The organism is Arthrobacter sp. K5 (assembly GCF_040448525.1).
Lineage (GTDB): Bacteria > Actinomycetota > Actinomycetes > Actinomycetales > Micrococcaceae > Arthrobacter > Arthrobacter globiformis.
On the sequence record NZ_CP159279.1, the window covers coordinates 2,362,163 to 2,375,429 of the forward strand.

The 13,267-nt window shown below is 67.6% G+C and carries 13 protein-coding genes; 5 read left to right on the forward strand and 8 right to left on the reverse strand.

What is annotated here, in order from left to right; translation table 11 throughout:
- The first annotated feature begins 12 nt into the window (after positions 1–12).
- From ABRP34_RS10695 to ABRP34_RS10715, 5 genes are all read left to right on the forward strand, one after another.
- Positions 13–948, forward strand: coding sequence for an NAD(P)-dependent oxidoreductase (locus ABRP34_RS10695; protein WP_353713205.1), 936 nt, complete (start codon positions 13–15; stop codon positions 946–948).
- A 45-nt stretch (positions 949–993) separates the two neighbouring features.
- Positions 994–2,541: an aldehyde dehydrogenase family protein gene (locus ABRP34_RS10700; protein ID WP_003806451.1), complete on the forward strand. Its 1,548-nt coding sequence runs from the start codon at positions 994–996 to the stop codon at positions 2,539–2,541.
- A 13-nt stretch (positions 2,542–2,554) separates the two neighbouring features.
- On the forward strand, positions 2,555–3,769 hold the full coding sequence (locus ABRP34_RS10705; RefSeq protein WP_353713206.1) for an amidohydrolase: 1,215 nt from the start codon (positions 2,555–2,557) through the stop codon (positions 3,767–3,769).
- On the forward strand, positions 3,766–5,178 hold the full coding sequence (locus tag ABRP34_RS10710; protein ID WP_353713207.1) for a DUF3100 domain-containing protein: 1,413 nt from the start codon (positions 3,766–3,768) through the stop codon (positions 5,176–5,178). The genes ABRP34_RS10705 and ABRP34_RS10710 overlap by 4 nt, the downstream gene beginning before the upstream one ends.
- 345 nt (positions 5,179–5,523) lie before the next feature.
- A complete protein-coding gene (locus tag ABRP34_RS10715; RefSeq protein ID WP_353713208.1) occupies positions 5,524–5,976 on the forward strand; it encodes a hypothetical protein in 453 nt (150 codons plus the stop codon).
- 2 nt (positions 5,977–5,978) lie between these two features.
- On the opposite strand, the gene ABRP34_RS10720 is transcribed toward ABRP34_RS10715, so the two are convergent.
- From ABRP34_RS10720 to ABRP34_RS10755, 8 genes are all read right to left on the reverse strand, one after another.
- Positions 5,979–6,506 carry a gluconokinase gene (locus ABRP34_RS10720; protein ID WP_353713209.1) on the reverse strand — a complete coding sequence of 176 codons (528 nt, stop codon included), beginning with the start codon at positions 6,504–6,506 and terminating at the stop codon, positions 5,979–5,981.
- A 13-nt stretch (positions 6,507–6,519) separates the two neighbouring features.
- Positions 6,520–7,587 (reverse strand): L-idonate 5-dehydrogenase, encoded by a 1,068-nt coding sequence (locus ABRP34_RS10725; protein ID WP_353712453.1) that lies wholly within the window; start codon positions 7,585–7,587, stop codon positions 6,520–6,522.
- A complete protein-coding gene (locus tag ABRP34_RS10730; RefSeq protein ID WP_353713210.1) occupies positions 7,587–8,357 on the reverse strand; it encodes an SDR family oxidoreductase in 771 nt (256 codons plus the stop codon). Before ABRP34_RS10730 ends, ABRP34_RS10725 begins: the two co-directional genes overlap by 1 nt.
- A complete protein-coding gene (locus ABRP34_RS10735; protein ID WP_353713211.1) occupies positions 8,354–9,298 on the reverse strand; it encodes a 2-hydroxyacid dehydrogenase in 945 nt (314 codons plus the stop codon). Before ABRP34_RS10735 ends, ABRP34_RS10730 begins: the two co-directional genes overlap by 4 nt.
- Positions 9,299–9,362: 64 nt before the next feature.
- On the reverse strand, positions 9,363–10,112 hold the full coding sequence (locus ABRP34_RS10740; RefSeq protein WP_353713212.1) for an SDR family oxidoreductase: 750 nt from the start codon (positions 10,110–10,112) through the stop codon (positions 9,363–9,365).
- 30 nt (positions 10,113–10,142) lie between these two features.
- Complete coding sequence (locus ABRP34_RS10745) at positions 10,143–11,483, reverse strand: MFS transporter (protein WP_043417534.1); 1,341 nt, start codon at positions 11,481–11,483, stop codon at positions 10,143–10,145.
- Positions 11,484–11,531: 48 nt separating this feature from the next.
- A complete protein-coding gene (locus ABRP34_RS10750; protein WP_353713213.1) occupies positions 11,532–12,545 on the reverse strand; it encodes an allophanate hydrolase in 1,014 nt (337 codons plus the stop codon).
- Complete coding sequence (locus ABRP34_RS10755; RefSeq protein WP_353713214.1) at positions 12,542–13,267, reverse strand: carboxyltransferase domain-containing protein; 726 nt, start codon at positions 13,265–13,267, stop codon at positions 12,542–12,544. Before ABRP34_RS10755 ends, ABRP34_RS10750 begins: the two co-directional genes overlap by 4 nt.

Genomic DNA, 13,267 nt, shown 5'->3' on the forward strand with positions numbered 1-13,267 from the left:
AGGAGCACCTTCATGAACACCAGCACCGAACGCCGCATCGCCGTCATCGGCCTCGGCTCCATGGGCGGAGCGATGGCAGCCACGCTCCACAACACCGGCTGGGACGTCACCGGCTTCGACCCCTCTGAGGCGGCACGGACCGCCGCGTCCGGCGCCGGCATCGCCATCACCGCCAGCGTCGAGGATCTCGCCGGCACCCCCTACGCGGTACTCTCGCTGCCTGCGGCCAGCGTCGTCGAGTCCACGGTTCCGCAGCTCCTTGCGTCCCCCGGAACCGTCGCAATCATCGACACCACCACTTCCGAGCCGGCAACGAGCAAGCAGATGGCCGAACTCGCTGAAGCGCAAGGCGCAGCGTTCGTGGATGCCCCGGTCTCGGGCGGCCGCGACGGCGCAGCAACCGGAACCTTGAGCGCCTTCGTCGGGGCGACCGATGCGGCCCTTGCCGCCGCCGAGCCCGTCCTGCTGGCACTCACCGGCGGCAGGTACAACCACATCGGCGGGCCCGGCAGCGGCAACGTCGTCAAGCTCCTCAACAACGTCCTGGCCGCGGCCAACCTCGTCTCGGTTGGCGAGGCCCTGGGAGTCGCCAAGGCCTATGGCATTGATCCGGCCACGGCGGCAGCAAGCATCAGCGGCGCCTCCGGCGGCAGCAAAGTCTCCGCAGCCATGTATCCGAACTGGGTGCTCTCCGGTACCCACGACTCCGGTTTTTCGCTCGGGCTCATGGCGCGCGACGCCGCACTCGCCGTCGACGTCGCCGCCCGGATCGGAGAACATCCGGCACTGCTGGCCGCCGTCGCCGGCCGATGGCAGGAAGCGCTGGCCGTCCTCGGACCGCGCGCGGATTTCACCGAGATCGCGCGGACCGTCGCCCCGGCCGTCACCCCCGCTGGAGCCCCCGCGGGTGCACCGGAAAGCACAAACGACACCACCGCCGTCGTCTGACTGACCCCGAAGCAAACGACTCAGAGAACAAAGAGGATCATCACATTGAGCGCCACCACAGCACCCACTTCCTCGTCAGCGGCCACCGCGCGGGCGGTCCTGGACGCAGCGTTCCCCAAAGGGCTCGGAGCATTCCTTGACGGCAGGACTGTCCCCGGCAGCGGCGAGGGCATCACCCTCACCGCCGCGGCGACGGGCGAACCGTTCGCCACCTACGCCGACCCCGGCACCGAGGGCGCCGACGCCATCCTGGAAAGCTCAGTCGCCGGGGCAAGAACCTGGGGCGAAATGAACGGGTTCGAACGGGCCGCCATCCTGCGCAACGTCAGCCGCACAGTGGAAGCACACGCGGAGGAGCTGGCCATCCTCGAGTCCGCCACCACCGGAAAGCCCATCCGCGACGCCCGGGTTGAGGCCGCCAAGGTCGCCGAGATGTTCGGCTACTACGCAGGCTGGGCGGACAAACTGACAGGCCAGACCATCCCCGTTCCCGGCCCGTGGCACACGTACACGGAACGCGTCCCCTGGGGCGTCGTCGTCGCCATCACACCCTGGAACGCGCCGCTGTTCACCGCCGGCTGGAATTCCGCGGCTCCGCTGGCCGCGGGCAACGCCGTGATCATCAAGCCCAGCGAATTCACACCGGCCTCCAGTGTCCGGCTGGCGCAGCTGGCGCACGAGGCCGGCCTGCCTGCAGGCGTGTTCAACGTGGCCACGGGGCTGGGCCAGACCGTCGGCGCGGCACTTACGAGCGACCGGCGCGTCGGCAAGGTCAGCTTCATCGGCTCCGTCCCCACCGGGCGCCGGGTTGCCGTCGCTGCCGCGCAGGCCGGCATTCCCGCGCTGCTGGAACTCGGCGGCAAGAGCGCCAACATTGTGTTCGCGGACGCGGACCTGGAACGCGCCGCCGACGGCGCCATCGCCGCGATCTTCTCCGGCGCCGGGCAGTCCTGCGTGGCCGGGTCGCGGCTCCTGGTGGAGCGCAGCGTGCACGCCCGGTTCGTGGAGCTGGTCGCGCAAAAGGCAGCCCGCCTGCGCGTCGGCGACCCGCTGAGCGCGGACACCGAAGTGGGCCCCATCATCACGGCGCAGCAGTTCGCCACCGTCACCTCGCTCATCGAGGCCGGAATGAACGACGGCGGACGCCGGGTCACGGGCGGAACGCTTCCCGACGCTTTGGCCGGGTCGTCGCTGGCCGGCGGCCACTGGGTGATGCCCACCCTGCTCGACGGCGTGACGCCGCAGAACCGCCTGGAAACCACGGAAGTCTTCGGACCCGTCGTCGGAGCCGACGCCTTCGACACGGAGGCCGAGGCGATTGCCCGGGCCAACAACACCAACTTCGGCCTGGCGGGCGCGGTATGGACCTCGGACGTATCCCGTGCCCACCACGTGGCACGCCAAGTGAAGGCCGGCACATTCTGGATCAACTCCTACAAGACCATCCACGTGGCCGTCCCGTTCGGCGGCTTCGGGGACTCCGGCCACGGCCGCTCCTCCGGCCCGGGCGTCCTGGACGAGTACACGCAGACCAAAGCAGTCTGGGTGCCGACCCGTGCAGCAGGCGCCCCCTTCCCGTCCCTCTCCTACTAGGGCAGGCATGATCATGGAACCGACAGAAGCACCGGCCCTCCGCGCCGCCCTGGCCGAAGGCGTCAGCAAGTGGAAACCGCGGGCACTGGCCATGGCCCAGCAAATCCACGCCCTCAAGGAGGTGTCCTTCGAGGAGGTCCACTCGGCGAGGGCGGCAGCAGACCTGCTGGCCGAGGGCGGCTTCGAGGTGGATCGCGGAACCGGCGGGCTCCCCACGGCCTTCACCGCCAGCGCCGGCAGCGGCGAACTGACGGTGGCCCTGTGCGTGGAATACGACGCGCTGCCCGACATCGGGCACGCCTGCGGGCACAACCTGATCGCCGGTGCCTCCGTCGCCGCCGCCCTGGCGCTGCGGCCCTTCGTCGACGAGCTGGGCATCACCCTGAAGACCATTGGAACACCCGCCGAGGAACATGGCGGCGGCAAGGCGCTCCTGCTGGAACGCGGCGCTTTCGACGGCGTCAGCCTGGCCCTGATGGTTCATCCCGTCCAGGACGGGGTGACGTACAACCCCGCAGGCACCAGCGCCCAGGCTGTGGGCCGGTACCGGGCGACGTTCACGGGAAAAGCCGCCCATGCCGCGGCCGCCCCGCACCAGGGCGTGAACGCCGCGGACGCCGCCGTGCTGAGCCAGGTGGCCGTCGGACTCCTGCGCCAACAGATCCCCGGCGACCACCGCATCGCCATGTATGTCGCAGAGGCCGGCCATGTCACCAACATCATTCCGGAACGCGCGGTGGTGGAGTTTGAATGCCGGGCCTTCACGCTGAAGGAATACGAAGTGCTGCTGGAGCGCGTCCGCCGCTGCTTTGAGGGGGCCGCACTGGCCACCGGCGCCACGCTGGCCATCGAGGACACGGAACCGCTCTACGCACCGCTGATCCAGGACGACGCCCTGGCGGCGCATTGGACCGAGGCCATGGACGTGTTTGGCAAGGACACCTCGCCCTCGGCCGGCATCAGCGGCGGCTCCACGGACATGGGCAACATCTCCCAGGTCATCCCGAGCCTGCATCCCTGGCTGAGCATTCCCGGCGCGGACGTCCCCATCCACTCCCATGCCTTTGCCGCACTGGCAGACTCCCCGGAGGCCTATGCCGTGATGTTCGAGGCAGCCACCGCACTGTCCTGGACAGTCGCCGCAGCGGCCACCACCCCCACCGAAAGGGCACGCCTGATCAAAGCGGCCTACCGCCGTCAGACGGACACACAGGAAGGCACACCATGAGCACCAGCACAACTCCCGCGCGGACAGACAAGGCCGGCACCCGGCTCACGCTTCCCATCGCCGCGCTGGCCTTCGTCATTGCGCTGGCGGTCCAGCTGATCGGCCAGGCCAAGATCGACGTCGGCATCGGCGCGATCGTCATCTTCCCCATGGTCTGGGGCCTCATCCTCGGCCTGCTGGTCTCGGTCCAGAAATTCAAGCCGCTGGGCCTGGACCTGCAGCGGGTCGCCGCCGCCCTGGTCGGTGTGGCCGTGCTGCTCCTGGTGGCCAGGCTGGCTTTCAACATCGGGCCCAGCCTTCCCACCCTGCTCAAGGCAGGCCCGGCGCTGCTGCTGCAGGAGGTGGGCCACCTGCTGGGCACCATTGCGCTGGCGCTTCCGCTGGCCGTGCTGCTCCGCATGGGCAAGGCTACGGTCGGAGCCACGTTCTCCCTTGACCGCGAACCGTCCTTCGCCATGGTCTCCGAAAAGTACGGGCCCGACTCCGACCAGTACCGCGGCGTCCTGGCCATGTACGTTTTCGGCACCCTGTTCGGCGCCGTCTACATCACGCTGCTGACCTCGCTCGTGTCCAACTGGAAGATCTTCGACCCCCTGGCCCTGGCCATGGGCGCAGGCGTCGGGTCCGGCTCCATGATGGCGGCGTCCTCCGCCAGCATCATCGCCGCCTACCCCGGCGACCAGGAGGCCATCCTGGGCATGGCGGCCATCTCCAACCTGATCACCACCATCCTGGGCGTCTACGTCGGCATCTACCTCGCCCTGCCGCTGGCGGACCGTTTCTACCGGGTCCTCACCCGCAGGCAGACCCGCGAAGAGGCTGCAGTCACGGCCGGCGCCCCGGCCCAGGGTGGGGACACCCAGCGCCGCGGCGCCGGCGCGGACACCGAACTCGCCGGCGCGGACGCCAGGGAAGCCGCGCAGGCGGAGGAAAACCGCCGCTTCCGCGAACGGGTCGCCGAATCGTCGGCGGCCATGCACCTTCCGCTGTGGCTGTCCCTCTCGGTCCTGACCGTCCTCGGCATCGGCACGGCCTCGATCGCGGCCAAGGGATTCAGCCTGACCATCGTCGCAGGGTACGCGATCATGCTGGCCCTCGTCCTGGTCAGTATCGCCCTGGCCAAGCTCACAAAGAAGATCTCGGCCATCGTCTACATCACCACCATCGGCGCCTACATCTCCAGTCCCTGGTTCTTCGGCGCCGCGGCACTCAACGGCCCCATCAAGTCGGTGGACTTCCTCTCGATCGCCACGGTCATGCTGACGCTCGCCGGCCTGTCCCTGGGCAAGGACATTCCACTGCTGAAAAACATCGGCTGGAAGATCATTCCGGTGGGCCTGGTGGCAGTCACCGCATCGTTCCTGCTGTCCACCGTGATCGCGGAGTTCGCCCTCGGGCTCTGGCACTAAGCCTTTGGCATTACGCCTCTGGCACTAACCACTGACGCACAAAAGGAAGCGGACGACGGCGGGACCTCCCGCCGTCGTCCGCTTCCTTTGCATTTGGCTCTTGTCAGTGCACCCGGTACATGAGATGGTGCGGCCAGCCGGACTTTCGGCCGAGCCGGATGTTTTGGCAGTGCCGGATGTTTGGCAGCACAGCGCGGCACCCCAAACGGCGCCGCCGTCAGGGGACATGACCGTACAAACATGGCCCCGTAGATTCGGGCACCCGGTCGCAGCACTGGCACCGCCACAGGCGACGCAGGACGCCACGCTTCCGTTCACCACACCCTTTATCCAAGGAAGAACCTGATGTTAGGCACCAAAAGCCGCCTCGCCGCCGTCGCACTCGCCGCCTGCCTCATGGGCATCGCCGCCCCCGCCCACGCAGCCCCCGCGGCGCTCGTCACCGCGGGACCCGGAATCCTCGTCGCCGACGGCGCCGCCGTCGATATTCCAGTGACCTTCGTCTGCGACACCGACCCCACCCTGCTCATCGCCGTGCCCGTCATCCAGCTCACCCAAAGGGTCAGCGACGGACGGATCGCCGGCGGCATCGGAAACGAACAGCTCAGCTGCACCCGGCAGGCCCAGACCGTCACCATCCGGGTGGTTCCCAACGTGATGGCGTTCAACGAGGGCACGGCCGCAGCTACTGTCGTTCTGCAAAGCTGCAACGCGCAGTTCCAGTGCTCCGCCGAAATCATCTACACCGAACTCAAACTAGCCAAGGGCGCGGGAACCGGGATCCTGCCCCAGAGGTAGGGCTAGGAAAGTTCCAATTCGCGGACGATGCCTTCCACCAGCGATGCCGGATCGCCGAGGATGTCCACGGGAATATGCACCTCATCAGCCCCCAGCGGCTCCAGCGTCGCAAGCTGGGAAGCCAGGAGGCTGCTGGGCATGTATTCGTGCGCCCTGCCGCTTATCCGGTCCGAAATAGTGGCAGCCTCGCCGGAAAGGTGGATGAACATCAGGTCAGGTGCGAAGCTGCGCAGCAGGTCACGGTAGCTGCGCTTGAGCGCCGAGCAGGCGATGATGCGCGTGCCCGCTCCGTCGGCGGGTGTTGCCAGCGACGCACCGATTTCGGCGAGCCAGGGCGCCCTGTCCTCGTCATTCAGCGGTGTGCCGCTTGCCATCTTGGCCTTGTTGGCAGCCGGATGAAAGTCGTCCCCGTCGAAGAAGGGCACGCCCAGGCGCTCGCCCAGCAGCGCGCCGACGGTCGACTTTCCGCAGCCTGAGACGCCCATGACAACCAGGGGCGGCAGGTTCGTGATCATTGTTGTTCTTTCCATGCGTGGCTCTGTTTTAGCCGGTGAAGTTGAGGAGGACTTTGCCGGATTGGGCGGAGTTGCGGGCGATGTCGAAGGCTTCGAGGGCGTCGGTGACGGGGTAGTCGTGGGTGATGACCGGGCCGATGTGCAGGGTTCCGTCGGTCAGGGCGGTGATGACCTCGTCGATTTCGTCGTTGAACCGGAACGAGCCTTTGAGGTCCAGTTCCCGGGTGATGGCCAGGGAGATCAGGACCGGCTGGGCCCCGGTGGGCAGCAGCCCGACCATGACCACGGTCCCGCCCCGGGCCGCGCCCTGGATCGCGGAGGCCAGGCCGTGGTGGTTCCCGGAGGACTCGATCACGACGTCGGCCTGGACCGCGGCGATCGCCTCCGCGTCGGTCGCGTTCAGGACCTCGTCCGCGCCCACCGCCGCGGCGATCTCCAACGGTTTGGCGTGCATGTCCACCGCGACGATCCGGGCCGCGCCGGCACGTTTGAGAACAGCGACCGCCAACGCCCCGATCGGACCGGACCCGATGACCAGGGCGGTTTTGCCGGCCACGTCCCCGGCCCGGGCAACGGCGTGCCAGGCCACCGACGCGGGTTCGATCAGCGCCGCGGTCCGCACATCCAGGGTGTCAGGCAGGGCCCGGAGCATCCGCACCGGGACGTTCACGTACCGGCTGAACGCCCCGTCCGTGTGCGGGAACCTCGCCGCGGACCCCAGATACGTGCACCCCGGCGACAGATTCGGCCGCCCCGCCGGATACTTCACCGTCCCGTCTCCGGGCCCGGGGGTGGCCGGGTGCACCGCCACCGGCGTCCCCGCCGCCGGGCCGGTCCCGTCCCCCGCAGCCCGGACCACCCGCCCGGAAATCTCATGGCCGAGGACCAGCGGGGCCTTCAGGACCGACTCGCCCGCCGCACCGTGCAGCCAGTAATGCAGGTCCGACCCGCAAATCCCCCCGTACAGCACCTCCACCACCGCCTCATCCGGCCCCGGCGCCCGCAGGGCAATATCCTCGACCCGCAGGTCCCCCTTACCGTGCGCCACCACCGCCGGACCCGAGACCGGCAAAGAAGTTTCTGCTGCCTGTGTCATCAGACCACCACCGTCATTCCGCCGTCGATAAAGATCGTCTGCCCGTTCACGAAATCAGACCCGGACGAGGCCAGCCACACCGCCGGGCCCGCCAGATCCTGCACCGTGCCCCACCGCGCCGCCGGGGTCCGGCCCAGAATCCAGGCATTGAACTGCTCATCATCGACCAGGTTCTGCGTCATCTCGGTATGGATATACCCCGGCGCGATCCCGTTGATCTGCAGCCCCGACCCCGCCCACTCAGCCGTCATCGCCCGGGTCAGGTTCCGCAACCCGCCCTTCGCCGCAACATACGGCGCGATCGTGGGCCGGGCCAGGTCCGTCTGCACCGAACAGATGTTAATGATCTTCCCCCGCCCCCGCCGGATCATGTGCCGGGCCGCCTCCCGCCCCACCAGGAACGCACTGGTCAAATCCGTGGAAATCACCCGCTCCCAGTCCTTCACATCCAAATCCAGCATCGGCACCCGGTGCTGGATCCCGGCATTATTCACCAGAACCTCCAACGGGCCCACATGCTCCTCCACCCACGCCACACCCGCCGCGGCCGCCGCATCATCCGTGACATCAAACGCCACACTATGCACCCGCCCCGGCGCATACCCGGCCGCCATCACAGCCTCCGCAGCCTTCAGCCGCTCAGCATTCACACCATTCAGCACCACCGTCGCCCCCGCATCAGCCAACGCCCGCGCCAACGCATTACCAATCCCCCGACTCGAACCAGTCACCAACGCAACCCGCCCGGTCAAATCAAAAAGTGACGTCATGCGAAGGGGCCCTTCTGAACCAGGTTGGCGGGGGTCTGTCCCGCGGCCAGCGCTTCGAGCTGGTGCCGCAGGAGTTTCAGGATCCGCGGCTCGAAGGCGGACGTGTTGCCGCCAACATGGGGTGTGATCAGGGCGTTGGGCGCGGACCACAGCGGGTGGTCCTGCGGCAGCGGTTCGGGGTCGACGACGTCGAGGGCGCACTGCAGGCGGCCTGACAGGACTTCCTTGGTCAGGGCTGCCGTGTCCACCACCGGGCCGCGTCCCACGTTCACCACGAGGGCGCCGTCGGGCAGTGCGGCGAGGACTTCCTCGCCGATCAGGTAGTGGGTGTGCTCGTTCAGCGGCAGCACTGTGACCAGGATGTCGTGCGTGGCGGCCAGCGCGGCCAGGTCCGCCGAGGCGTGGACCTCGCCGTGCTTGTCGGTCCGCGCCGTGCTTCCCACCCGGGTGACCGTGACCTCGAAGGGCTCGAGTCGGCGGGCGATCTCGTGGCCGATCCCGCCGACGCCCACCAGCAGCACGCGGCGGTCCGCCAGGGACTGGCGCCGTTCCGGCCGCCAGAGGCCGTACTGCTGGTCGCGGACGGCCTGGTCGATGCCGCGCAGTTTGGCGAGGATCAACCCCACCGCCAGTTCCGCCGTCGCCGCCGCATGAACGCCGGAGGCGTTGGCGACGCCGGCCGCCGGACCGGCGGCCTCAATAACGCCGTCGTATCCGGTGGACTGCGTCTGGACGAACTTCAGTTCGTCCACCTGGGCGAGCGATCCCAGAACCGCGCCGGCGTTGATGTACGGGAGGATGACGCCGTCGATCTCGCCCAGCGTCGCGTTTTCGGGATCCGACTTCATGTCCCAGACAACGCCTCTCAGCCCCTCCGGAAGGGGTGTGAGATCGGCGAGAAGTTGCCGGTCGGGGAAGCTGATGGTGCGTACTGGTTGCATCGGAAACCTGTTTCTGTGGATCTGGGGCGGATTGGGCGGGCGGACTCTGGTGGGTCCGGGGCGGTTAGCGCCGGTCGAACGTGAGCCCGCCGGGGACCTGGAAGGTGGGCATGAGTTCCAGCATGCCAACGTTCACGTGGCGCGGTGTTTCGATGGCGTAATCCATGGCATTGACAATGTCGTCGGTGGTGAGGGATTCGTAGCCCTCGTAGTACGTCTTCCAGGCCTCTTCCATGGCCTCAGGCGTGCCCCCCATGTTGCGGCCGAAGATCTCCGTCTCGACGCGTCCGGGGCAGATCTCGGTGACACGGATGCGCTTGCCCACGGTGTCGTTGCGCAGCTGGCGCGAGATCTGGTGCACGGCCGCCTTGGTGGCGTGGTAGACCGTATGGCCGTAGAAGTTGTACAGGCCGGCGATGGAGCTGATGTTGATGACATGGCCGCGGTCGCGTTCCACCATGCCCGGCAGAACCAGGCGGGTCAGCTGGAGCAGGCCGCGGAGATTGACGTCAATGAGCTCGTCGATGTCGTCTTCCGAGGAGTCCAGGATGTTGCCGGGCCGGGACACTCCGGCGCAGTTCACCAGGACGTCGACTTCGAGATGACCGACGGCGGCAGTCAGGGCCGCGGTGTCGGTCAGGTCGACGACGTGGGGAATGGCGCCGGTCTTGTCGGCCAGGTCGTTCAGGCGTTCCTCGTTGCGTGCCACTGCGTGGACCGTGAGTCCGCGCTTGGCCAGGCGCTCGGCGATCGCGGCGCCCATCCCGGTTGAGGCGCCGGTGACGAGGGCGGCTGAGTAGTCTGAAAACGGCATTTAAGTCTCCTGGTTGTGCAGTAGTAAGTGTTAGGCGTCGCGCAGCGGAAGGTGCGCGCGGTCCTTGACGGTGCTGACGGCTGCCAGCGTGCCCAGCGCGGTGATGACGGCGTAGAAGGCGGGCATGTAGACGTTGCCGGTGGACGAGATCAGCCAGGTCATCAGCAGCGGGGCAGTTCCGCCGAAGAGTGCCGAGGAGATGTTGTAGCCCAGTCCGTAGGCCGAGTACCGGACGCGGGTGGGGAACAGCTCCACGATCAGGATGTGGATCACCGCGGTGTGCCCGGCGAAGACAACGGCCATGATGCAGGCGCCCAGGATGGCCAGCGCCATGTTGCCGGTGGCGATGAGGGCGTAGGCAGGGATGCCCAGGACAGCCATGGCGATGGCGGCGCCGGCGATGACCTTCTTGCGTCCGATGCGGTCGGAGAGGGCACCCATGAAGGGGATCGCGATGCAGATGACCACCAGGCTGCAGGCCGTGACGAGGAGGGCCTCACCGATGGTGAAGTTGAGCTGCTTGCCCTTGAGGAACGTGGGCATGTACGAGAAGAGGACGTAGTAACCGGAGCCGTTCATGAGCGGGATGAACAGAGCCAGCACCATGGCGCGGCGGTGTTCGGCCGAGGCGAAGGCTTCCTTCAGCGGGTTCTTGGACAGCCCGCCCTCTTCCTTCAGCTTCTGGAAGTTCGGGGTATCGCTGATGGCCTTGCGGATGTACCAGCCGATGACGCCCATGGGGATGGCAACCAGGAACGGAATGCGCCATGCGAAGGAACCGAAGCCGCCGCCGTCGATCGCTGCCTGGGTGAGCCATGGCGACATGGAGTAGGCAACCAGCGTACCGGTAAGCAGGGCAGCGAAGGAGGCGATCTGGGCGTAGGAGGTGATGATGCCGCGCTTGCCTTCAGGGGCGTGCTCGGCGAGGAAGGTCATGGCACCGGCAGCCTCGCCGCCAACGGAGAAGCCCTGGAGCAGGCGAAGCAGCACGAGCAGCACCGGTGCTGCGATGCCGATGGCTGAGTAAGCGGGCAGCAGGCCGATGCCCGCCGTCGCCACGCTGATCAGAAGGATGACAAAGACCAGTAGTTTCTGTCGCCCGATCTTGTCTCCCAGGATGCCGCAGACCACGGCGCCGAGGGGGCGGACGAAGAAGGACACGGCGTAGCCGGCGAAGACGAACAGTAGGGCGTTATCCGGGTTGCCGGGAGCCAGGAACACAAGGGCAAGGGTTCCGGCCATGAAGGCGAAAATGCCGTTGTCGTACAGCTCCACAAAGATTCCGACGCACCCGGCGGTCACGACCTTCCGGGTCTGCCTCGCATCGAGGCGGTCATGCTGCGGTGCACCCGCACGCGTTGATGTAGACATTTTCATTCCTATCTTGGACTTGGTTCGAGGGGAGTTCATCGGTGATCCTTAGCTGCCGGCTGCCGGTATGAGTTCCGGCCAGCCGGGCTCTTTGCCGATGCCAAGGAGGGCGAAGACTGTGCTGACTCGGGAACGGAGGTTTTCCAGTTCCCGTATTGCGGCCCGATGCTTTGCTGTGGCTTCGGGGACGGTGGTCTTGCGGAAGGTGATGATGTGCCCGGGCCGGCCCTGGGCAAGGGTGTCGAGCGAGCGGCTGGTGACCACTGCCAGGACGGGATAGCCGGCGGTGACGCCGCGTCCGCGGTGCAGCACCAACAGTTCTTCCCTGGAGGGAACCTCGATGGCACCCACCGGAACGCCGCGCGACAGCACTTCGGCTGACGTTTGGCGTTCGGGCAGGGCACCGCCGAGGCGCAGCCCGATGTGATTGCTCCGGGCGCTGACGGTGTATTCGGTGTTGAACAGCAGCTCTGCTGTGTCGCCGAATTCGTCGACGTCCGGACCGTCCGTGACGTCAATGACCGCCCGGCTGCTGTATTCGGGCCTGGTCAGCCCCAGCCTGAACAGCGGAAGGTCAAAGTATGGCTGCCGGATGGGTCCGACGCTCCTGGAGGTCTTCAGTTCGGTACCCTCGGAGAGCCGGAGGCCGAACCCGATGACAGTATCCGGGGCGCAGCTTCCCAGCAGGGCCGGCGCCTCAACCGAACCGTGGACGGCAAGGTAGGCGCGGAGGCCGCCGGTGATGCGGCGCACCGCCACTGTCTCCCCCGCACGCACGGATACCGGTTCCCACTGCGGGCATTCGCGCCCGCCGACCGTGAGGGTCAGCGGTGCGCCGGTGACGGCGATGAGGAGGTCCGTGGTGGCCCGCATGCGGAAGTCCAGCGCGGTTATTTCCAGCAGCGGGGCATTGTCCGCGTTGGCGGCGAGGATGTTCGCCGCCCGTGCCGAGAACTGGTCGAGCGCCCCGTTGACGGGAAGGCCGAACCGGGGTCCGCGGAAGCGGCCCAGGTCCGTGACCACGGAGTTTCCGGGCTGCTGGATGATCAGTGATCCGCTCATCGTGCCGCTTCCAGTTTCCGGCCCGCGTAGTCCGCGAACTCTTCCGGCTGGATCTGGCGGAGCGTCAGGAGGTCGCCGGGCAGGTAGGGAACCAGCGGCTCACTGGCGGCGTCAAGGACGGTCAGCGGTGTCTGGCCGATGACACACCATCCGCCGGGAGCCACCGCCGGGGCGATGACGGCCTGCCGGCCGGCGACGGCCACGGCACCTGCCGGAACGGACAGCCGGGGGTCCTTCAGCCGCGGAACGGGGAGCGGAAAATCGGGGCCGTCCATCATGGGTGAGCCCGCAGGGGCACCGAGGCAACGGATGACGTAGGACTTGGCCGTGTGCAGGGCGATGATCTCCTCCACGGTGAGTTGCTCGTGCTCGGCGACGCGCGCCAGGTCCGGGCCGTACTCGCCGCCGTAAACCACCGGGACGCTGAACTCACGGGGCGTGCGGGCGGGTGCACCCGTGTGCTCAAGCTGGCGCAGGCCAAGGAGGACAAAGGCCCGGACCTGTCGCGCCGAGGTGACCCCGGGGTCAAATTCCACGAGCAGCGAGTCGTACGTCGGCACTGCGCCGTGTACGCCGTCGGCCCCAGCAGTCTCAAGCCATTGAGCGAGGGAGTGGACACTGCTCCAGTTGGCCTCCGTGTCAGCGGAGGAGGCGACGACCCGCAGGGCCGAATCCCCGGACTCGAAGATCTCCACGGGAGTTGGATTTGGGGTGGCAGCCAC

Excerpts from the sequence above, each read along its gene's own strand:
- ABRP34_RS10705 (WP_353713206.1), top strand. The coding sequence starts at position 2,555 with ATGGAACCGACAGAAGCACCGGCCCTCCGCGCCGCCCTGGCCGAAGGC.
- ABRP34_RS10745 (WP_043417534.1), bottom strand. The coding sequence starts at position 11,483 with ATGTCTACATCAACGCGTGCGGGTGCACCGCAGCATGACCGCCTCGAT.
- ABRP34_RS10725 (WP_353712453.1), bottom strand. The coding sequence starts at position 7,587 with ATGACACAGGCAGCAGAAACTTCTTTGCCGGTCTCGGGTCCGGCGGTG.
- ABRP34_RS10750 (WP_353713213.1), bottom strand. The coding sequence starts at position 12,545 with ATGAGCGGATCACTGATCATCCAGCAGCCCGGAAACTCCGTGGTCACG.
- ABRP34_RS10715 (WP_353713208.1), top strand. The coding sequence starts at position 5,524 with ATGTTAGGCACCAAAAGCCGCCTCGCCGCCGTCGCACTCGCCGCCTGC.
- ABRP34_RS10710 (WP_353713207.1), top strand. The coding sequence starts at position 3,766 with ATGAGCACCAGCACAACTCCCGCGCGGACAGACAAGGCCGGCACCCGG.
- ABRP34_RS10740 (WP_353713212.1), bottom strand. The coding sequence starts at position 10,112 with ATGCCGTTTTCAGACTACTCAGCCGCCCTCGTCACCGGCGCCTCAACC.
- ABRP34_RS10730 (WP_353713210.1), bottom strand. The coding sequence starts at position 8,357 with ATGACGTCACTTTTTGATTTGACCGGGCGGGTTGCGTTGGTGACTGGT.
- ABRP34_RS10720 (WP_353713209.1), bottom strand. The coding sequence starts at position 6,506 with ATGGAAAGAACAACAATGATCACGAACCTGCCGCCCCTGGTTGTCATG.
- ABRP34_RS10735 (WP_353713211.1), bottom strand. The coding sequence starts at position 9,298 with ATGCAACCAGTACGCACCATCAGCTTCCCCGACCGGCAACTTCTCGCC.
- ABRP34_RS10695 (WP_353713205.1), top strand. The coding sequence starts at position 13 with ATGAACACCAGCACCGAACGCCGCATCGCCGTCATCGGCCTCGGCTCC.